At 58.1% G+C, this 20,700-nt stretch carries 17 protein-coding genes and 4 pseudogenes; 9 read left to right on the forward strand and 12 right to left on the reverse strand.

Annotation, left to right across the window (positions count from 1 at the left end; all coding sequences use genetic code 11):
- From M729_RS01000000135615 to glyA, 3 genes and pseudogenes are all read right to left on the reverse strand, one after another.
- Window positions 1–310: pseudogene (locus tag M729_RS01000000135615) on the reverse strand (adenosine kinase); the annotation flags it as partial.
- 106 nt (window positions 311–416) lie between these two features.
- Window positions 417–1,595, reverse strand: a complete 1,179-nt coding sequence (gene metK, locus M729_RS0123645; RefSeq protein ID WP_027163063.1) for a methionine adenosyltransferase — start codon at window positions 1,593–1,595, stop codon at window positions 417–419.
- Between the two features lie 54 nt (window positions 1,596–1,649).
- Entirely contained in the window at window positions 1,650–2,987 is a 1,338-nt protein-coding gene (gene glyA / locus M729_RS0123650; protein ID WP_027163064.1) for a serine hydroxymethyltransferase, read from the reverse strand.
- A 102-nt stretch (window positions 2,988–3,089) separates the two neighbouring features.
- On the opposite strand from glyA, the gene M729_RS1000000138510 reads away from it, so the two are divergent.
- The 4 genes and pseudogenes from M729_RS1000000138510 to M729_RS01000000135625 all read left to right on the forward strand — a co-directional run.
- Complete coding sequence (locus M729_RS1000000138510) at window positions 3,090–3,272, forward strand: hypothetical protein (protein ID WP_156949324.1); 183 nt, start codon at window positions 3,090–3,092, stop codon at window positions 3,270–3,272.
- A 389-nt stretch (window positions 3,273–3,661) separates the two neighbouring features.
- Window positions 3,662–3,829, forward strand: coding sequence for a hypothetical protein (locus M729_RS1000000138515; RefSeq protein ID WP_156949325.1), 168 nt, complete (start codon window positions 3,662–3,664; stop codon window positions 3,827–3,829).
- A 65-nt stretch (window positions 3,830–3,894) separates the two neighbouring features.
- A pseudogene (locus tag M729_RS1000000139870) lies at window positions 3,895–4,506 on the forward strand (type IV toxin-antitoxin system AbiEi family antitoxin domain-containing protein).
- Window positions 4,499–4,803 (forward strand): annotated as a pseudogene (locus M729_RS01000000135625) (nucleotidyl transferase AbiEii/AbiGii toxin family protein); the annotation flags it as partial. The pseudogenes M729_RS1000000139870 and M729_RS01000000135625, both read left to right, overlap by 8 nt.
- Window positions 4,804–4,933: 130 nt before the next feature.
- Here the strand turns inward: M729_RS01000000135625 and M729_RS0123690 are convergent.
- The 7 genes and pseudogenes from M729_RS0123690 to M729_RS01000000135630 all read right to left on the reverse strand — a co-directional run bounded on the left by M729_RS0123690 (window position 4,934) and on the right by M729_RS01000000135630 (window position 9,802).
- A complete protein-coding gene (locus tag M729_RS0123690) occupies window positions 4,934–5,365 on the reverse strand; it encodes a PIN domain-containing protein (protein WP_027163068.1) in 432 nt (143 codons plus the stop codon).
- Window positions 5,362–5,661, reverse strand: coding sequence for a hypothetical protein (locus M729_RS1000000137565; protein ID WP_082827325.1), 300 nt, complete (start codon window positions 5,659–5,661; stop codon window positions 5,362–5,364). The genes M729_RS0123690 and M729_RS1000000137565 overlap by 4 nt, the downstream gene beginning before the upstream one ends.
- Before the next feature lie 579 nt (window positions 5,662–6,240).
- Window positions 6,241–6,576, reverse strand: a complete 336-nt coding sequence (locus M729_RS0123700; RefSeq protein ID WP_027163070.1) for a helix-turn-helix transcriptional regulator — start codon at window positions 6,574–6,576, stop codon at window positions 6,241–6,243.
- 433 nt (window positions 6,577–7,009) lie between these two features.
- The gene (locus tag M729_RS1000000138520) at window positions 7,010–7,462 is read right to left on the reverse strand and encodes a hypothetical protein (RefSeq protein WP_156949326.1); all 453 of its coding nucleotides are present in this window, start codon (window positions 7,460–7,462) and stop codon (window positions 7,010–7,012) included.
- A gap of 647 nt (window positions 7,463–8,109) precedes the next feature.
- Window positions 8,110–8,346, reverse strand: coding sequence for a hypothetical protein (locus tag M729_RS0123715; protein WP_027163073.1), 237 nt, complete (start codon window positions 8,344–8,346; stop codon window positions 8,110–8,112).
- Window positions 8,343–8,597 (reverse strand): hypothetical protein, encoded by a 255-nt coding sequence (locus tag M729_RS0123720; protein WP_156949327.1) that lies wholly within the window; start codon window positions 8,595–8,597, stop codon window positions 8,343–8,345. Before M729_RS0123720 ends, M729_RS0123715 begins: the two co-directional genes overlap by 4 nt.
- 236 nt (window positions 8,598–8,833) lie before the next feature.
- Window positions 8,834–9,802 (reverse strand): annotated as a pseudogene (locus tag M729_RS01000000135630) (IS1595 family transposase).
- Window positions 9,803–9,905: 103 nt separating this feature from the next.
- Between M729_RS01000000135630 and M729_RS1000000139080 the strand changes: the two are divergent.
- On the forward strand, window positions 9,906–10,154 hold the full coding sequence (locus M729_RS1000000139080; protein WP_084652703.1) for a DUF6471 domain-containing protein: 249 nt from the start codon (window positions 9,906–9,908) through the stop codon (window positions 10,152–10,154).
- Here the strand turns inward: M729_RS1000000139080 and M729_RS1000000138525 are convergent.
- The gene (locus M729_RS1000000138525; RefSeq protein ID WP_156949328.1) at window positions 10,081–10,965 is read right to left on the reverse strand and encodes a hypothetical protein; all 885 of its coding nucleotides are present in this window, start codon (window positions 10,963–10,965) and stop codon (window positions 10,081–10,083) included. The two genes, M729_RS1000000139080 and M729_RS1000000138525, sit on opposite strands and share 74 nt — an antisense overlap.
- A gap of 743 nt (window positions 10,966–11,708) precedes the next feature.
- The gene (locus M729_RS1000000136610) at window positions 11,709–12,230 is read right to left on the reverse strand and encodes a helix-turn-helix domain-containing protein (RefSeq protein WP_050596320.1); all 522 of its coding nucleotides are present in this window, start codon (window positions 12,228–12,230) and stop codon (window positions 11,709–11,711) included.
- Between the two features lie 1,267 nt (window positions 12,231–13,497).
- Between M729_RS1000000136610 and M729_RS0123755 the strand changes: the two genes are divergently transcribed.
- The 4 genes from M729_RS0123755 (at window position 13,498) to M729_RS1000000138930 (ending at window position 20,159) form a co-directional block, all read left to right on the forward strand.
- Complete coding sequence (locus M729_RS0123755; protein WP_027163076.1) at window positions 13,498–14,094, forward strand: DUF6088 family protein; 597 nt, start codon at window positions 13,498–13,500, stop codon at window positions 14,092–14,094.
- 1,870 nt (window positions 14,095–15,964) lie between these two features.
- Window positions 15,965–16,834, forward strand: coding sequence for a hypothetical protein (locus tag M729_RS0123770; protein WP_027163079.1), 870 nt, complete (start codon window positions 15,965–15,967; stop codon window positions 16,832–16,834).
- Between the two features lie 240 nt (window positions 16,835–17,074).
- Entirely contained in the window at window positions 17,075–18,766 is a 1,692-nt protein-coding gene (gene virD4 / locus M729_RS0123775; RefSeq protein ID WP_027163080.1) for a type IV secretion system ATPase VirD4, read from the forward strand.
- A 352-nt stretch (window positions 18,767–19,118) separates the two neighbouring features.
- Window positions 19,119–20,159, forward strand: a complete 1,041-nt coding sequence (locus M729_RS1000000138930; RefSeq protein WP_174564962.1) for a type III secretion protein — start codon at window positions 19,119–19,121, stop codon at window positions 20,157–20,159.
- Window positions 20,160–20,700: the final 541 nt, after the last annotated feature.

Consider the following 20,700-nt stretch of genomic DNA (forward strand, 5'->3'; position numbering starts at 1 on the left):
TGGTGTCGAAGGCGACGCCCTGCGCATGGATGTCGTGCGCGTAGATTTCGCCCAGCGCATCGTTGGAGACCTTGCCGAAGAAGGCGGCGCGGCCGCCNAAGCTGGCGACGCCGGCCGCCGTGTTGCCGGCGCTGCCGCCGGANGCCTCGATCGCCGGGCCCATGCGGCTGTAGAGCAGTTCGGCGCGTTGTGTGTCGATGAGGTTCATCGCGCCCTTGATGATGCCGTTGGTCTCGAGGAATTCCTCGTCGCACTGGGCGATGATGTCGACAATGGCATTGCCGATGCAAAGCACGTCATAATCCGGCATCAAAATCTCCGCCTTGGAACCTGCCGGCTTTCTGCCACGCCCGACCGTGTGTTTCCCATGAGTGTGGAATGGGTCGCCCTATGCCGACGCGTCCAATACCGGCGCCTCACGCGGCTGCCGGTCCTGCCTCTCGCAACAGCTCGTCAGCTCTGTCCGTCTTTTCCCAGCTGAACTCCGGCTCTTCGCGGCCGAAGTGTCCGTATGTCGCGGTCTTGCGGTAAATCGGCCGTAAGAGATCAAGCGCCTTGATGATGCCTTTCGGCCGGAGATCGAAAAGCTCAAGGACGGCGCGCTCGATCCTCTTTTCATCAATCTTTGCGGTTCCGAATGTATTGACGAGGACAGAGACCGGCGCGGCGACACCGATCGCGTAAGCAAGCTGAACCTCGCAGACCTCCGCAAGGCCGCTGGCAACGACGTTTTTTGCGACGTGCCGCGCCGCATAGGCGGCCGATCGATCAACCTTCGACGGGTCCTTGCCCGAAAAGGCGCCACCGCCGTGACGCCCCATCCCGCCGTAGGTATCGACGATGATCTTGCGTCCGGTGAGCCCGCAGTCGCCGCGCGGCCCACCGACCACGAACCGGCCTGTTGGATTGACCAGGAACCTTATCCTCGTCGTATCCAGGTCGTCGTGAGGCAAGACCGGCCTTATGATCTCCTCAATGACGCCTTCGCGGACCGTGGCTTGTGAGACCTCCTCGTCATGCTGCGTCGACAGGACTATGGTATCAAGCGCTACCGGGCGCAAACCCTCATAGCGGACGGAGACTTGAGATTTAACGTCCGGGCGAAGCCAGCCAAGGCGTCCGGTTTGGCGCACCTCTGCCTGTTTTTTTGTCAAATCGTGAGCAAGTTGGATTGGCAAGGGCATCAATGTTTCGGTCTCGTTGCACGCGTACCCGAACATGAGGCCCTGATCCCCTGCTCCCTGATCGAGATCCTGCCCTCGTCCCTCGTCGACGCCCTGGCTGATGTCGGGCGACTGCTCGGTCAAGGCCAAAATCACGGCGCAACGACGGCCGTCAAAGCCGATCGCATCGTCGTCATATCCAATGTCCAAAATGATATCGCGGGCAACTTGGCTGTAATCGATCTGCGTGTGGCTGGTGATCTCGCCAGCCAGAACGACCATCCCTGACTTCACCAACGCTTCACAAGCAACTCGGGCCTTAGGATCCTTGCGAAGGATCGCATCAAGCACGCCATCTGAGATATTGTCGGCCATCTTGTCGGGATGTCCCGCGCCGACGGATTCGGAAGAGAACACGAATTGTCTGGTCATGGAATGTCCTCGCTTCAAACGTTGGAATTGGATGTGACAGTTGATACGGCCGCCTTACCTGTCGGAGATGCCAGGCACGTCGAACGCAGCGCAGAAATCGGCAACGTCTCTGCGCACGCGGGCAGGGACGTCCGAATCATCGGGCTGGCGGCAAACCAGGTCGATGAAGGCTGCGATCTGCACCATCTCCGCCTCGCGCATGCCCACAGACGTTACTGCTGGCGTGCCTAAGCGTATGCCGCTGGTGAGCGCGGGATGGCGCCGGTCGCCCGGCACCATGTTGAAGTTCGTAATGATCCCTGCTTGCGACAATCGCTCGGCATAGTCTTTCCCAGACAGCGGCCGGTCCCTAAGATCAAGGATCAGCATGTGATTGTCAGTGCCCCCAGTGACGAGTTCATAACCTCGCTCCAGAAGCGCCTGGGCCAGAGCCTTGGCGTTGTTGACGATCTGCTGACCGTACACACGGAAGGATGCATTGCCTGCTTCGTGCAGAGCGACAGCAAGCGCGGCAATCGTATTCATGTGCGGTCCGCCCTGGAGGAGAGGGAACACGGCACGGTCTATGCGTTTGGCCAGATTGTGTTTGCTCTTGGAATGGTAGAGCGCCTGATAGCGGTCTTCATTCCTTGACAAGATGAAGCCACCGCGAGGGCCGCGGAGCGATTTGTGAGAGGTGCTGGTGACAACGTCGCAACGGCCAACAGGGTTTGGATGCACTCCTGCGACAACGAGACCGCTGATGTGGGCGATGTCGGCCACCAGATAGGCGTTCACCTCCGAAGCAATGTCGGCCATTGCCTCATAGTCAAAGATGCGCGGATAAGCAGTTCCGCCGACCCAAATGAGCTTCGGTCGTTCCCGTTTGGCCGTCTCGCGCAAGCGGTCATGGTCAATCTGCTGCGTCTTTTCGTGCAGCCCGTACGGAACTCGCTGATAGTCAGTGCCGGAGAAGTTCACGGCCCAACCGTGCGTCAGATGCCCTCCGCCGGGGAGGGTCAAGCCCATCATCTTGTCTCCCGGACACAACAGCGCTCGACAGACAGCCTGATTGGCCGGCGAGCCGGAATAAGGCTGCACGTTGGCGTGTTCACAGCCGAACAGCGCCTTCAATCGCTCTATGGCGAGGTTTTCAAGCTCATCGACAATCTCGTTTCCGGCGTAGTAGCGCGCGCCGGGATATCCCTCGGCATACTTGTTGGTGAAAATAGACCCGGTCGCTTCCAGCACCGCGGAGGACGCGAAGTTCTCCGAGGCGATAAGTTTGAGGGTCGTCCGCTCCTGGCGCTCCTGTCTTAAAAGCAGCTCGTGAACGCGAGAATCTGCGACAGCCAGGTGAGGCCACTCGCAAGTGCCAAGCTCCGCGATGGCGCCGCCAATCGAATTGTTCATGTCAGCTTCGCGCTCCATTGAGACTAAGTTTCAGGACAAGCAGGCGGCCACCTTGGACCGCGCGCCCTGTATCGCCTCCAGGCGCTGTAGGTCTTGTCTGTGATGGCCATCGCCATGGGGCAGGAGATCAACCAACAATTGAACCAAGCCGCCGTCCGAGCCTCCTGCTTCGAGGTGGTACGAAGGCCAGGGGCGCTGTTCGTTGCCGAGAAGAAAGCCGGCTCTGGCAAGCTGGCGGACGTGTGCGACCACGTGCTCGTGAGACAGACTCAGAACTTCTGCTAGCTCGCAGACGGTCAGGTCCGCATGCGCGCAAAGTCCCAGGATTCGAAGTCGATCAAGATGAGCCGCCGCCTTTAGGCGCCTGACCAGTGTCATCATCGGCTGGCAAACTTCCTCCATTTGGCGTCCTCCCACTCTTTCAGTGGCAATCTTGTCGTCCGAAGGCCAATACGCCGACCGCATCGCAGATCGTTTTCCGATATGCCACGGTCTCGACCCGCGGCCCAAATGATAGGCTCAACGTACATATTCTGAGCGGTTTAGAGTGCTAAAAGTCCGCGATTTTCTTTGAAGGATCTGTTGCGGCACGTGCATACCGGATGCGCCCCAGCACAACGGCGGCTGCGCGGTAAGCCGGCTTGCGAAGATGCGGCGTACGGCCGAGGCGCTTCATGCGCCGGTCGCCGCGCGATGGGACGCTCAGCATCGACGGGGATGAAATCCATCTTGTCCATGACTCCGATCTCTGTCCCGATGAACCACATCCCAAGGAAACCGATATCCTGCTCGAAGGGGTCGCCGTCCACGGCGAGCTCAAAGCATGGCTGCGGCGCGGCTGACGATTGGCTTCCATTGATTCTCAAAGGTGATACAAATCCTCAAACTGTAACCCCTTAGTTCCGAGATGTCGTATCAGCCAGAGCCCGCTGCCCAGCGCCAAATCGCCCACGCAGTTCTGACAGTGCGCGGAATCGCGCGTCTCGCGGAGCTGCGCAACGCCGGCGTAACAGCGGCCACGATGAGTCGCATGGAACGGGATGGGGAGGTGCTCCGGCTCGCACGCGGCATCCACCAACTCTCCGATGCGCCGCTCGACGCTAATCATAGCCTAGCCGAGGCTGCCAAGCGCGTACCTAAAGGCGTTGCCTTGTGTCAGCCCTGGCATTCCACCAGCTGACAGATCAGCTTCCGAGACAGGTATGGTGGCCATCGGCCAGAAAGACTGGGCTCCCAAACCCGAGGCACACCCATTCGCATCGTGCGTTTTACCGAAATCTGCTCAACGACAGCGTCGAAACTCATGTTGTCGAGGGCGTGACCGCAAAGGTCTTTGGGGTTGTCAAAACAATCGCGGACTTTTCCGATATCGCAACAAGATCGGCCTGTCGGTGGCGATCGAGGGCCTCCAGGAAGCGCTTCGCCAGCGCAAGGCCACGCCCGGCGAAATTGGCAGGCAGGCTGAGCGTGGCGGTGTCGCCACGGTCATCCGGCCGAGGCGCTGACTGCCAATGGCTAAAGAGATCAAGAACATCGGCGCCTCAGTGCGCGCACGTCTGCTGCAACTCGCCAAGGTAAGTGGCCAGACCTCGATCTGGTTCTGACCCGCTTCGCCCTCGAGTGGCTGCTTTTCCGGCTTAGCCAGTCACCCCACGCTGACTGCTTCGTGCTGAAGGGTGCGATGCTGATGATGAGCTGTTCGAATGATCCGCACCGCGGCACACGCGACCTTGACCTGCTAGGTTTTGCCGATCCGAGCGCGGAGACGATGCTGGCGACGTTTCGGGAGGTCCTGGCGCAGGACGCTGGCGATGGCGCGTTTGGCCATCTCCATTGCATAACAATGGGTGCAGCCTGCCGTAACGACCGAGCATGAGTTCCAACGGAGTCCACTCTATCTGAGTTTCAGCCATACCGTCCCGAGCATTCCTGGACGCGCCGCCGCATCAGACCGCTCCGCGTATCGGATTGACGACCTCGAGCCCGGCAAAGTGTTTTTCGTTATCCGTTACCAGCACGCACTCGTTCGCTCCGGCGACAGCGGCGATGATCATGTCGAGCCCGCTGCGCGGCTTGCCAGCCGCTTTTCCTCCTGCCATCAGCCACGCCCAGATCAGCCCGGCCTTGTCGTCGAACGAGAGGATGCGGCCCGCAAACAGCGCCTGCGGCCCCTCAGGCCCAGAGAACCATTTGTCGAGTGCGTCGCGTTTTTTCCCGCGCGGCTTCTCCAGAACCCCGCGAAGAATTTCCGCAACGGTCAGCGAAGCGATAAACAAATCCTCGTCACGCTGACTCGACATCCATGCCAGGAGCGATTCCGACGGCTGCGATTTGACGACATTGCTGATGATGTTGGTATCGAGGAGGTAGCGTGTCACAGGTCGATCTTCCGTCCCTCTTCATGGGAGCGGGAAAGATCGAGGTCGGCTCCCACCAGCGGCGAACGACGCAATGCGGCGAGGATCCCGCCAGGCTTGGGTGGCTCGCCCGCGATGGTCTGGCTGACAGCAGCGCGCAGGCTAGAGGCATCCGGCCCATCTTCGGCCAGGCGGCGAGCCAAAGATCGAATAAGGTCGCGATCGGCATCGCGGCCAAGCACTTCGAAGCGCGCCAAGCCGCGCTCGCTAAGGCGAGATCGATAGCTTTGAATGGCGCGTCTTTGCGAGCTGCCCATAGTTGCTCCGACATATTTCCAGTAATATAACCAGAACGCAGGGTTTGATCAAGGCGCTGGCAGTCCGGCCGGTACCCCCTTACGGTTGGGGCATCGGTCTAGGATGCACGATATATTGGGCGACGGTATTTTTTGACGAGCGTCGAGCAGGCCGCCAGGCGGCCGCGAGGTGCAAAATCGTCCAACCGGTCGCAATAGTTGACGAAACCTCCAAATATTTTTTCGGCGATTTTCCCTAAAATCAAAAGCGTGACTTTTTGACGACCTCAGGGTCGGAATGTTCTCGTTGCCAGAAAACATTTGGCAGTAACTTCAATGCGTTCGTTGTTTTAACAACCGCGTGACCTTCGTTGAGGGGCTTCGATCCGGCTCCTGTTCCGAGCGGAGGACTATCCCCGCTGACATGCGCCCGACGTGTGGGCTGAGCGCTGCAATCACGGCGCAGGCAAGAGCCGGCCTCCGGCGAGAAGCGGTCCGGATCTCAAGCCATGCACCGTCATACTCGAAGAGAATGGTCTCGTTGATCCTCGCCGGTCCGATCGGCGTGTGCGGCCGTCCAAATCGATATGGGTCTCGAAGTCAGCCATTGCTGCACGAGCCGGTTGGCCGCTTGAGGTGGACATGCTTGGGCAGGTCGGCGCTGGCGAGCGCCTGACCGACGCTGTCGTTGCTGATGTCGGCTACCTGGCTCAGGCCGTCAAGGAGACCGAGCGCTTGCAGAACGCCGGCAGAAATGCCGACGCTGACGTTGGTTTCTCCGGACTCGACCCTTTGCAGCGTCGAGCGAGACGTGAAGGCGCGCTCGGCGACGACCGCCATAGGCAGCCGTGGGAGTCGACGGGCATCATGGATGTCCGCCCCAAGCTTGCGCAGCGCGCGCCGCACCGCAGCAGGAGGATTGTGTGGAGTGGGCATTCTGTCACCTTGGTGCTACAGATTCACCCATTATGTAGCACGAAGATTACAAATCTAGCCTTGAGGCCCCCATCTCAATAAAGAGCCAAGGTTCTATCTTACCGCCGTCGTGACGGCTCGATCGGGACCTGCGGACGTCGGCGATCGCGGCGACCGTGGTTTTCACGTCAGCGGAGCTCGCTGGGCCGACCGTCGACGTGAGTGAAAGGGCCGTCTGTCTCCGTCAGTATCCGATCGATGGGCAAGTCGCACACGAGAGAGCGGCCACGATCCGAACGGTCATCTCGGCATTGACGGAGGAATAGCGAGCGCCACGTCGAGCCAGTTTTGCTTAAAAGTGTGGCGAGCGCCCAGAGCCCCGTATCACGATTCACTAAGGCTCAGGTGTTCAGGCTCCGCGCTTCCGACCAGGCTCTGAAGCGTATGAAGGCGGTCAGAAACCCAACGCTTTGGCCAGCATCGGTTCAAGAACCAGATCCGGCCGACCTCCCTTTTCGCGAAGCTCCATTGCCCTGATGATCTTCGTGCTTTCGTGGCTGTGCTTCCAGTCCCGAGACGCTTCGGCCGCGACGACGAGGTAGTCGGTCTGGCCGCAGACGGTGTCCTTCCAATCACCGCCGCGTTCGCAAATCATGGCAGCGATTGCCTTTCGCGGGCCGATGGCGAATTTTCCCGTGAGGACGAACATCCGGCTCGGAATCACGAACTGGCTTGCATCCTCCAAGGCACCGTCAATGACACCCACATTGCCGAAGGTAGGCAGCCCCGTGTCTGTCGCGCTGTCGCCGACAAGACGGGCAATCCACCCGCATATGTCTTCTGCCTCCTCGGCGGTTATGCGACCGTCAGCAAAAGACCTTCTGGCAGTTTCTCCGAGAGATGCCACGCGGCTGTCTCTGCGCAGGACCACACTCGAGTCCAACCTGGACAGCAGTTTTTTCGACCTCTGCTGGCGTGATGGAGTTGTCGCAGGCGATGCCGGCACAGAATCCGTAGAACTCGTTTACTTCGTCCTTGTCGTCAGCGGCGATCAACTCCCGTGAGCGTATGCCGATTATTGTTCCAAGGATCGCGTAGATCTGTATCGATGCGGTCTTATGTAGCAAACGCACCAACTTCCCGCACGACCTAAAGTGTGGGTTCCCATAAAATCCAGGCATGCCCAGAGTTGCCCCTATCGTCCGCTCCACCCGATACGAACACGCCATCAATACGCTGGTAGCGAAGCGATCCCAGATATCGGGCGCGATCCGGTTCAGGGTGCGAACCTGGCTGACCAGCTACAGCACATAGACGCGGTGCTGCTCATCCTTGGCTACAAGGGCGATCCGTCGCTTATCGTGCCTCTACGGCGCACGCCAAGCCGCTTCCGCAAGGGCGAGCTTTACCGGCTGATCTTGAAGCATGAGGCGGATGGCAGCGCGTCAAACCGAGAGACGGCCACGCGCATTGTGCAGGCGAAGGGTTGGGATGCCGCGCTGGTGAAGCCGCTCATGAACAACATCAAGACGGCAAAGGGCTGGCGGCGGCAGTCTAGTCTATTGCTTTGTGGTCCGCCGGGACCTCGATAATAGTTCCCGCCTTCATATAGATGGCGTCGTTGTAGTCATCGACTAACAAAAACGGGCTGTCTTTGGAGACGATCTGTTCCTCCCCGTCGTAGGGGCGACCATAAATCTTGAATTCACTATTCTCTCGGACGAAATACCAACCGTAGAATTCCAATTGGGCGTCCGAGAGATGATTTATGGAGACGAAAAATCCGCTCATGCAACGAGCAGTTCTTCACGCCTGCTCGGGATAAAAGTTGTCAACCGCCTCGACGGGCTGATGTGTTTTCTCTTCACCTCAGACGCTTCTACGCTGTGGTAAAAATCGAGTGCCCTCTTGGCCCTCGCTATGCCCGCATCCTCTGAATCCGAAAGAAAACAGAAAAAGGGCGAGTCGGTCGAGATTGTCAGGAACTCGCCCTGATCCGTCTCGCCGGTGCAGAACGAATGGCTCTTTTTGTCCTTCGTCATATCCATCACCCCTGTTTGTGGTTCGTGTGTGTTCCGCACAGACAACAAAAGGTTGACAACATGTCAACTCGTTTCGCGTAAAAGTCCTAGAGCCACAACGTTTCCGGTTAATTAAACGTCAGGCGTGCTGACCTAAAATATGCATCGATTGTGGCCTCAGCAAGCCCGCGTCGATCACGACAGAGTTACGGGCGGTAACTACGATCTCGGGTCGGTTGTTCCAACCGCAGTGAGAATTAGGCGGCGGCTCTCTGCCAATAGCCTGCCCAGACGCGGCTCACCGAATGATTGAGCGCACCGCCAAGCAGGGCGAATGCATTGCCGCCATTTGACCGGCGACGGTGATCTTCGAGCCATGCGGCGTGATTGGCGTACTGGTAGAGGTAGCGGTGCGAAACGTGATGGTGCTGGCCAGCGACCATCCGGCGAAGGCGGCTGAAATAGCTTTCCACCATGTTGGTATGCTTGCCGTGGCCGTCGCTGTAGCTTTCCGAGTGGTTGATGCGGGTCGAAGCATAATCGGCCTCCAGCGCGTCCCAATGGTTGGCTTCGTCTGCGAACAGCTTGGAACCGGCCAGCATGCGAGCGCGGGCGATCTCGACGCCTTCCGCTTCGCGATTGCGGACGAACGTCAGGGTGCGGCCAGCGCGCTCGCGCAGGGCGATGACAACGCGGCGGCGGTCTGACTGGTGTTCCTTCATGCGGCGGTCCTTGCGGTCCTCTATGCGGTTCTCAGGGCGCACAACGCCACCAAAAAATGCACCATCGATTTCGACTTCGCCTTCAAGGATTTCGTTCTTGGTTTCAGCCGACAGGGCGTCGCGCAGCTTGTGAGCCAGCACGAAGGCAGTCTTGTACTGCACGTCCAGATCGCGGGAGAACTGGACCGCCGACATGCCCTTCGCACCATTGACGAACAGGCAGATCGCGGCGAGCAGATCGACAAACGACAGCTTGCGCGAAGCGAAGATTGAGCCGGACGTACCGAGAACTGCGCACCGCAAGCGGCGCACTTGAACTTGCGACGGGTCGGAATGTCATAGTGATTGATCCAGGCAGCCGCATTTCGGGCAAACAGGCTCGCCTTGCGTCGAAGCCCAGCGAATGCGCTTGAACGTGTCGTAAGCCTTTTCCTCGCCACCCTTGTAAATTTCCTTCAGGGAAGGGGTGCGGCTTTCGGCGGAAAGGAGGAAATGCTGGGCCATAGTCATCATATCCGGTGATATTGTTCACCGTATATGCGGGCTTTTACCACCAAATACAAGGGCTTATATCATCGAATGTGATGATATTTTTTGAGGCGAGGATATGGCACGCAAGGACGACCCGCAGACCGTCGAATATGAGACGAAGGCCAAGAACCTTTTGAAGTCAGAGCTGAAGCGGAAGGGTGCCACCTATGCCCAGCTTGGCGAAAGGCTGGCTGCCATGGGCATTCACGAAACAGAGCGCAATCTGAATAACAAGATCAGCCGTGGCGGGTTTACCGCTGCCTTTCTTCTGCAATGTCTGGCGGCAATAGGAACGGCAACGGTTCATCTTTCGGCAACGGACTGATTATGCCGCCCCACCGGCTGGGCTTTTGCGGCCTATAGAGTTTGCCGTATTTCGATTCTCGCTTAACCTGATCGTATTCGCGAACAAGCGTGTTGTGCGCCTCGCGCCACTCCTCCCACGCTTCACGAACCGACTGATCTTCCAGAAAATTTATCTCGGATGATCGCGCTAACTGGACTGTCTGGCGACAAAACTCCTTATAGCCTTTTTCGATCTGATCGACGCAATCAATCAGTTCCAGAAACGGGACGTGCTCCATAGGGCTGCCAGCCAGGCGAGCGGATAGCTCTGAAAATCCGTCGCGAAACTGGGTTCGCTCATAGGAATAGTAGAATAATAGGCCGCGCGTAGCATACTCTTGTAGAACGGGATTGTCTGTAAGCTTGTCAATAATCGTCCGCTGCAACAGTTCTTGTGCATATCCCGCAGGGATTACCGTCTCGACGGCAAAGTTAGTAAGGCTCTCATGGGCAGCGTGGTCAAAGAAATAGTTAGGATAAGACCCATCTTCGTTATAGGCGCGCGCCGGTCGATCATGCTTGACCGGACTAATAACAAGCGGACGAAAATAGCGCCAAGATGCCAGCGCAACAGACAAGACGATGATCAGCAAAGAGGTCGTAGCAATCCCAAATAGAACCACGACCGCCCATCCGTGGACGGCAAGCGTCTGCCACTGCGAACCGATCCAACTCATGATAGCCCCGCCACCGAAAAGGCCGGCAAGCCATCCAAGAATTGGTGACCAATAACCGACGCGGTCGACACCCTTGTCGGTGATGTGGAACAGACGTTTGATGAATTTCCCCATAGACGCCACCTAAGCCTATTAAAAAGGTCTTGTGGAGTCCTCGCTATTTGAGAGTTAGCGGCCCGCGCCGCCGACGTGATCACCGCGCCGCTCCAAGGTTTGCGACCTTTGGTGCGTTTGCTACATAAGACCGTATCGATGCCGCCAACGCCGCGTTCGAAAGGGTCATTGAGCGGATTGAGCCGGCCAACGGGAAGCTGACTCGGACCCTTTGGGACGCCGAGTCCTATATCGATAATGAAATCACGGCAGACATGTTGCCCATTTCCCGGGACGAGGCTGCGTACCTCGTCGATGTGTTCGCGGTGCATCATGTCATCGGATTAGCTGTCGCAGCAGACGAGGAGGCGGCTGAATCCCGGCCGTGAACCTCCTAGGAGGCAGCCGGATCTGCCTGCTGCAATCGCGGCCGCGCGATCAATGCAGTGACCTTTGCCGACATCTCTTCAAGGGTGGCGGTGAGCCGGTTTATCTAGGAGGCGGTGGCAGCCAGGTCCGGGCCGTAGCGGGGACGAGATATTCCGGTTCTGGCTAAGGGACTGGAGATGCTTGGCCGTCGCGCGAAGGCGCAGGCCCGCCTCCAGAGAGTGCTCCGTGCGTCTTGACAGGTAGTGCTGCAGTTTGCGGATCTGATTGGGATATGCCGCCGATGGAGCAAAGCGCCGGGTTAGAGTTCATTGGCATGCCGAGTAGCCGCGCGATGGAGTGGCCGTTCCGACGGCCCTATCCCCAGACTTAGATTACTAGGGAGACGGCGCCACCACTTCGTCCTCCATGTCGAGCGATTTTTCGACTGCCTCCGGATTCCGGGCGATGGTCCAAAGCAGAGTATTCGCCGCTGCATCCGGTTCCGAGCGACCTTGCTCCCAGTTTCGAAGCGTTGCCAGATCGAGGCCATACCTCACGGAGAACGCCTCCTGGGACAGTTTGGTGCTATCCCGAACTTCGCGAACGCTTATCGGCCGCGGCGCATGAACCTTCGCGATCACTCCTGCGGACGAGAGTTCGTCCTTCAGTGCCCGCAGGTCGTCGACGCAAGGAACAGTCACGAACGCCTTGCCCTGATCGACCATCTCCGTGAGGACCGCATGGGCCGTCCTCAGCGGCAGCTGTCTCCTGACGAGAACCCTAGCAGCCTCAGGAGTATTCGCGCCGTGTAAAAAGCCGAGGCTCAGCCGGACGGGAAAGCCTGACGACACCTGGACGACGTCCCGGGTTCGCACCCGTTGTCCGAACCGCTCCACGAACTTCGATGTAGTCGACATTAAGCTTCTCCGCGATCACTCGACCGAGCTTGCGCAATTTGGACCAACCCCATTGGACCTCGGCGTCGCCCCCAATATGGAGGTCACGGACAACAAGATGGTTGCTGCCCATCTCAACATCCCCCAATAGCTGAAGCACGCCATCGGGCGTGACGACATCAAAGAGGAGGCATGGGTCCTCCGAAATTTCAGCGTCCACAATGAGTTCGATATCATCGGGCTGCACACGCGTTCCTACGCAAATTGCTCATAGAAAGTATGTCGGGTGCTGGCGAGGGTCAAGGCCTCCCCGGTCTTCGAATTGGCGCTATGCTGGCAACTCCCGAATCGTGCCAACATGGCGCTGCCAGGCCGCTCGGACGAGGTGAAAACTCACAGCTGCGAGCTTGGCCCCGGAGCGTCTACGACCTGGTGTTCCGGAGTAGACTCCGCCATCGGGTCGCTTGCAGCCCTGGACATTCCTCCTTTTGGGGACCTTCAGCAACGCAACCTCCAGGGCTGCCAATGACCGCTTTTATTTCGGGGTGAAAAATTCACTTGCCTGCTATGTCGTCTAAAATCGATAAACGGGACCTGAGAGGAACCCCGATGACGAAGACAGCTGTACGCATGCGTCGCGGCCAAGGCTATCCGTGGGCAAGCGACGAGAACCGTTCTCAAATTGGCTGAGAAATTGCAGATGCGTCGCTTGGCCAGGATTAACGCCGTCCTGCAGAGGGCCGAAGAATCCGGCCTGCGCGCTGAGAAGGACCGCAGGATTGCGGGACGGGTGAGTGCTGAGCTCATTTAAAGGCCAGAGCTCGAACCGGATTGATATCTGATGCCGAGCTCGTCGCGCGTTGGCCAATGTGGCTTTGGAAGACGACTTCGCCGAGACCTTCAGGAGAAACACGGGGAACTGTGGATCCGACGCTGAAGTTCGGATTCTGAATTGGCCGATTTCGACTTTGGTGCGGCCGTAAGATGATCGCGATTTGATTCCCAAAAACCCTTTGAGCCGCGGCCCCGACATGGAGCTGCCGATCATCGGCAACCTCGCCGGGCCTGAAGTTGCGGGCGAAGGCGGCAATGACTCGACCAACTTCCGCAGTCGCCTTCCCTTGGATGCCTCATTCATCCACGCAGGAAGGCTCAAAGACCTGCTAATTTGGGTGGCATATAGCGTCCAGATTTGGCTATAGCCCGTCTTGAACTGTTTCTTTGCTATCAATACGATAAGGGCCAATTCGGTCAGAAACTCGAATCTTCTCTCTGACAGAGGTATGCCATGGAAGAGGTCACGCGAGCGGTTCAAATGCGTACGAAAAGAGCCAAGGAAGGTGCTTTGCTCACTTCGAAGGAATTCGTTGGCTCTGGAAACCGTGCGGCAGCCGATCAAGCTCTGAGCAGACTTGCGAAAAAGGGCGAACTAGCGCGCGTCTACAGGGGAATGTACACGCCCTCCAGGAAAACGCCGTATGGATATGTGCTGCCGGAAGCGGAAGCGGTCGTGAAGTCGTACGCTTCGTTGTCAGGTGAGAAGGTCGTCAATTCCGGTGCTACGGCGGCGAACCAGCTGGGCCTGACGACACAAGTTCCGGTTCAAAAAGTCTTTCTCACAACCGGAAAGTCGAAGACCCTGAAACTTGGCCGCCACACAATACGCCTCAAGCACGCGCCCGCTTGGATCACGAGCCTGCCAAAGAACAGGTCGGGCGAAGCCATCCGGGCAATCGCGCACCTGGGCCGGGCTAGCGGTGTCCACTACGCGAAATTGCTCAAGAACAGACTGACCCCCGAGGAATGGACTCGCGTAGTCGCTCTCAAGGCGAAAGTGCCCGCTTGGGTACATGCGGCGATCTCGAAAGCAGAAAATGAGCGGTGAATCCTTCTTCGATTTGAAACGTAGCCCTGCCCGTTCATGCCGTCTTCCCCAACGGTCTATAGCCCGATCCCACACTCGGCCGGCTCGCCTCACCTGCATAGTCCCGACTCGGGCCGTTCCGTCATTCCGGCATCGGCGAGCCTTTTGCATCAGCCCTCAAGATTGAAGCGCATGACTTCTGCTTCGGATGCCAATGTCCTGATACACCCATCCTCGTTGTGAGCCCTTCCGAAGGAGATGGTCGAGCTGGATGTGGTCGCGCAACGCCGGCTGGCGTGAGTTGGTGAGACGCCCGGCGCCCCGCGGAAACAACAGCCGCCCACCTGCAGAGCTCCCGACAAAACCCAGCAGCGCCCCGCGGTTTCCGAAACGTCCAGTCACGTTTGCAATGCGCGTGTTGGAAACGGTGAATCTGGGACACATTGCCGCCACGATTTGGCCGCGGGGATGCCACACGTTCCGACGACATAGCCGGCGTTGCCCAGACGGTTCGGTTCGGCACCGGCTCAACAAGCCCCCCGCCCTAGGGTCAGTGCCGGACCGAACCACTCTCATCTTGAGGGACTCAGGTCCGAGCCGTGAATACGCTCAGCAGAAGCAAGCTGATTCACTTCATTGACGCGCGGTCTCCTAAATCGCACAGGGCTGCAAACACCTGCACAGGTTTGAGGCGCGCCTCGGCTCAGGCGAGAGGCAACCTAGGCCGGCTCTACGACCCTCAGTGTGAGAGGCTCCTTCAAGTAGCAACTGACGCTTAGTCGCTAAGCACGCCTGCATACCGGTGGCCGCTCCCGATGCTCCCCTCATGGTTGGTATCCTCAACCGTGGCTGATGATCCAACGATCTTGTCGATTTGATCCTGGTAGATCTCGGTCACTGTGCCTGGGCTCTGGCTGCAGATTAGCTCCATGTTCCCGTAGGTCGTGGCCGAAAAAAGTTGGAACCGCGTCCCAGACTCATGCACAGTTGGCCCCGGACAGGAGCGCGATAAACTGACCGTTTTGGTGAATTGAAGTTTTCCGTGAGTCCTGCATCGTCAAGAGCGTGGAAGGCGAGGGGATGTTGCAGCAAAGGATGTTAGTCGGCGCCTGGATCAATGCGGTAGGGGCGCAAAGCTGCGCGGCAATTGCAGCCGGTCATGTTGCTGCGGAACTGGTGCTGAATTTACCGTCCCGTTCCAAGATGGCGGCGCCAGGCGACTCCCGTTGAGAGAACCCGGGAATAAAGGGATTGGAGACGTCGCGAATCGCCCAGCCGGCGGTTGACTCGCAAGCGGCTGATGCGACGACCGCCGCACTCACATCTACAGGCGGCGGTCGAGCACGGGGTGGCATTGCCGTGCTATCCGCCCGCGCGATCTTTCCCGCCGCACCTTTGCTCCGCCTGGCGCCGGCTGCGACGGCAGATTGCCACCGCCTGCAGCAGGATGCCTTGGTCGTGGCACGCTACAGCGGTGGCATTGGCGCGGTGCTGCGCAAATTGCCGATCAGGTCGCGACTGATTTCCTTTTCAGACAGCACGACAGCTCGGCCGCGCTGATCAGCCGGAGTAAGGATCCCGTCATCGAGACCTCGAGCATGCAAGCCTGCGCTCAAAGGAAAAGCTGCTGCGCGCGATATCATGCCTCTTGCAATGATCGGAAGCAGGAGGCGAAAGAGCGGCACCTCGTGCCACTCGGGCCGTCGCGGCTGCGAAACACGCATCGTCTTTGAGGCCAACTTCATACTTGTTTGGATAGATGGGCTCTCGGCGTTGCCCGGAGAGCTGGAAGAAGCCTCTTCGAGACTACAAGTGTAACACCATATTGGTTTAGCAGATCAAGCTTCGGTGGTAACCTCATGGGGTGGAAAAACGCCTTGGAGGCTGAGCAATGGATCGCGATAGCAAACGTGCAGCTGGAAGTTCATCCCGCGAGGGGAGGAGGGCCGAACGGCGCAACCACGATGGCCTTCCGGGCGGGCCACTGACCAATATTGCAGAACGGCTAGTAACCGCTGACCCGCGCGACACAGCACGCGATCTTGGGAGCTTCAAATCCGCCGAGAGGCAAATGCGACGTGCCGTTCAGGACATGGCACCCGGGCAAGAATCTGACCTCAGCAGATTTGATAGGCGCAACAACCAGCTCGGAGGATCAGCCAACGTTCTGGCCGACAGATTGACGGCCGGATTGGGGTTCAACTCGGCTGATTTTGCATTGTTCCAGGTCCAATCTGCTAGTAATGTAGCCCATTTTTTGGGACCCCAGAAGCAGACTGCTCTTATTAATCGCATTGGCGACATGGACCCAATGGAGAAAGCTCTAGGGGTCATGTTTGTTTCGCAAAACTTTAGTAAGTTTAATGATGAAAATAAATCTCGCATTTTTGACCAGGCGATTGAATTGGCTGCTGATCCTCATCAGCACCAAATGGTCAAGGCGACCGCCCAAAATGCTATTGTCGCCGTGTATCACCAGTTAGACGCAAATCAACAAGCGCAAGCTAACTCACTCCCCCACCTGCATGGCCTGTTGCAGAACATGCCTCCGCCGCAACATGCAGCGGAGGAACGGAATGCGAATTTGGACGGCCACATAGCAGGTCTTGAAGCTGAAGTCCGTGCGACAGTAGGCCCGCCAACCTCCCGTCAACAGCTGCGGCGGGGTGGTGAAATCGGGCAGTCCCTAAGTCACGCCTATAATCACGCCCGCGAGGATCTGATGGCTGCCTCCAGAAGCAGAGATCGCTCCGGCCGTTGAGGTCTCGGGCATGGTAGTGACGCCTTCTCCCCGAATTCCGTTCGGCCTTGCCATTTCCAATGCGCTGGCCGTGGATGTACCTGCCTTTCGGTAACTTTCAGAAACACGTCTGCCGGGTGGTGCGATGCAAGCATCGCATCACCCGCTGAGGCATCGATCTGTGGAGCGCGAAGTCGCGCGACGTCGGTTCGGTGTCTGAGAAAAGCGCAGCATTAGCTACGCTAATCCGGCAATGGAACAATGCCTTCAACAAAAACGACGCCCCCCAACATAGCCATTAGCATTGCGTGCTCACTCGCGTTGGGCTTCTGCGCGGCAAGTCTGTACGCAACGTTCCGCCATGGTGGTAGCGGCGAGGCTTTGATGACGTTTGACATCCGTGCCTTTTGGTTCGAGACGCCGTTCTATCTGGGTTTCGCAACTCCTGTCTTCTATCGGGGCGTAGCTATCGTGCTCGCCACGTCGGCGGTCGTCTTGCTGATTCAGCAGATCGTATTGCGGCGCAAACTCGAACATCACGGGACGGCGCGCTGGGCGCGAGTGGATGAAATGCGACGAACCGGATATCTGCGACGATATCGTGGCGTGACAGGGCCGGTATTTGGGAAGACGAGTGGCCCTTTCTGGCCTGGCTACTACCTGACCAATGGCGAGCAGCCTCACAGCCTCATCGTTGCACCGACCCGCGCTGGCAAGGGCGTCGGCATAGTCATTCCAACGCTACTTACATTTAAAGGCTCAGTGATAGCTCTGGACGTCAAAGGCGAGCTCTTTGAGCTCACCTCGAGGGCGCGCAAAGCCGCAGGTGACGACGTGTTCAAATTCGCGCCTCTGGATTCGGAGCGGCGCACCAACTGCTACAATCCGCTGTTGGATCTTATAGCGCTGCCTCCACAGCTGCAATTCACCGAAGCCCGCCGCTTGGCCGCAAACCTGATCACGGCCAAGGGGGAGGGCGCGGAAGGTTTCGTCAGCGGCGCGCGAGATATCTTTGTCGCGGGGATCCTTGCCTGTATCGAGCGGGGCACGCCAACAATCGGCGCCGTCTATGACCTCTTCGCCCAGCCGGGGGAGAAGTTCAAGCTCTTCGCGCAACTCGCCATGGAGACCCGGAACAAAGAGGCACAACGCATCTTCGACGACATGGCGGGGAACGATACAAAAATCCTGACCTCCTACACGTCCGTCCTCGGCGATGGCGGGCTCAATCTGTGGGCGGATCCGGCCGTAAAGGCAGCTACAAGTCGCTCGGACTTTTCGGTCTATGATCTTCGCCGTCGCAGAACGTGCATCTATCTGTGCGTCGGTCCGAACGACCTTGAGGTGATCGCGCCTTTGGTACGCCTGTTCTTTCAGCAAATCGTTTCAATCCTACAGCGGTCGCTGCCCCGCCAAGATGAAAAGAACGAGGTTCTCTTTCTGCTCGACGAGTTCAAGCACTTGGGTAAGTTGGAGGCGATCGAGACCGCAATTACGACCATCGCGGGCTACAAGGGCCGTTTCATGCTCATCATCCAAAGCCTTTCGGCACTTACGGGGGCTTATGGAGAGGCTGGCAAGCAGAATTTTCTCAGCAATACCGGCCTGCAAGTGTTTATGGCCACTGCCGATGACGAGACGCCAACCTACATTTCTAAAGCCATCGGTGAATACACGTTTGAAGCCAAGTCGATTTCCTACAGCCAGGCGCGAACGTTCGATTGGAACATTCAGAATTCGCATCAAGGTGCACCCCTGTTGCGTCCCGAACAGGTTCGGCTGCTCGATGAAGACTACGAGATTGTTCTCATCAAAGGCCTGCCACCATTGCAATTGAGGAAGGTGCGATATTTTTCGGACCGCATCCTTAAACGCATCTTCGAAAGCCAGACAGGCGCCCTCCCGGAGCCGGCACCCTTGATGGAAGCTCATCCAGATGACACTGACGGTTAATCGCCCGTTCGCGTATCCCGTCCTCGGCGATCAGAAACTCCACAACAGGTGAACGGCTATGGGAATTTGCATCTCCAAATCCTCCGGATCGACTCGACATGCCACACATGACACGGAAGAGTCCCCGCGAGAATCCACGGCAGCGCTGAGGGTCTCCCTGGGCACACCTGCCGACAGGTTGCGACGGGGCGGAGATGCGCCTCTGGAGCCACATCAGATCCAGCAGGCCGCCTACCATATGGGAGCGTGTGTCGTCGGTGACGAGGTCACCAGCCCGACAAGACTCGCGACAGCGGGGCAAACAGTTCACGACGTTCGCGTGCTGCTCAAGCATGGCCGGGGAAACGTTAAGGTGGACGACATTCCCTCTCACGGCCACAACAGCATCGGATCGGCGGTTGCAATGGTGGGAGCAGACGCCAACATTAAGGTTGCATTGGCCGTAGTCATGGGAGCGGCGTGCTGCAATCAGACCGCTCCCCTTTCCGCTATCGTCCACGCCCCACACATGGCGGCCGACGAGCGGAGTGTGACCTCTAGTGCTTCCGTGTCAATGAAAGAGATAACCCACGAAGGTGATGAGATCCCAGTCAAGACGGGTCACATTTGGAACGAACTGCGGCGCGGAAGCCGCGACCCGAGGTCGACCGTGGTTATGGATGCCTGGGCCAACGGTCCCGCTGTTCGGTTGAAAGACAGCGCATGGAGTGGAGTGCCGGTCAAGGAAGGTCATTGGTCGATGGACAAAAGTGACGCCGAATTCCTGAAAAACCGTGTTGAGGGGTTGATTCCGTTCGTGCATCCGGACACAAATGAACAGACTGCCCACGATTTGCGCCGGAAGCAAAACGCACCCGTATCATGGGAAAAATATGCAGAAGTACAAGTGATCTCACCCGAGTTCGCTGATAGTGTACGCAACGCATTGTCCCGTATTCCTGGAGACCATCAAAAGGAAATCGCATCACTGATGATTCAGGAATCCTACGGAATGGATCCTTCCTCGCGCACGCACCAAGACGCAGTGGAATCAGTTCTGGTGGCCGTCAACCAACTGGACTCGCTGCCCCGGCCTCCTGTCGAGCCGCCGCAATTGGCGGCGTATCACCAGTTCGACGCAAATCAACAGGCCCAAGCTTACGCAGTTCCCGGCATGCAAGATGTCTTGCCGCACATGCCTCCGCCGCAGCATGCAGCAGAGGAACGGAATGCGAATCTGGACGGCCACATAGCAGATATTGCAGCTTCATTCCGTGATACAGTAGGCCCGCAAACCTCCCATCGACAGCTGCGGCGGGGTGGTGAAATCGGGCAGTCCCTAAGTCACGCCTATAATCACGCCCGCGAGGATCTAATGGCTGCCTCCAGAAGCAGAGATCGCTCAGGCCGTTGAGGTCTCGGCCATGGTAAGTGACGCCTTCTCCCCGAATTCCGTTCACGGCCTTGCCCTTTCCAATGCGCTGGCCGTTGATGTACCTGCCTTAGGGTAACTTTCAGAAACACGTCTGCCGCTGGTGCGATGCAGCATCGCACCACACGCTCCGGCATCGATCTGTGGAGCGCGACATCGCGCGACGTCGGTTCGGTGTCTGAGAAAGCGCAGCATTAGCTACGCTAATCCGGCACTGGAACAATGCCTTCAACAAAAAATGACGCCCTCCAACATAGCTTTTTGAGCTTTTCACCGGCACGGACAACTGGCCGGGTTCTTCAGCACCCTCGGTCGCACGGTTGTCCAGGACGACCGCGGTACGGAGCGGGTCGTCGATGCCTACAACGGCGAGGATTCAGGATCTCGATCGGCTAGCCAACGTTTGTTGAACCATTCGATGTTCCAACGTTGGCAGTGGTGCCCTCTTTGATGAATCGTGAACGGTGAGCCGATCAACTCAGGCTCCAAGACGATATAACGCCGGCAGACCACCCTCAGGCGG

It is taken from the genome of Mesorhizobium sp. WSM1293 (assembly GCF_000513875.1).
Taxonomy (GTDB): domain Bacteria; phylum Pseudomonadota; class Alphaproteobacteria; order Rhizobiales; family Rhizobiaceae; genus Mesorhizobium; species Mesorhizobium ciceri.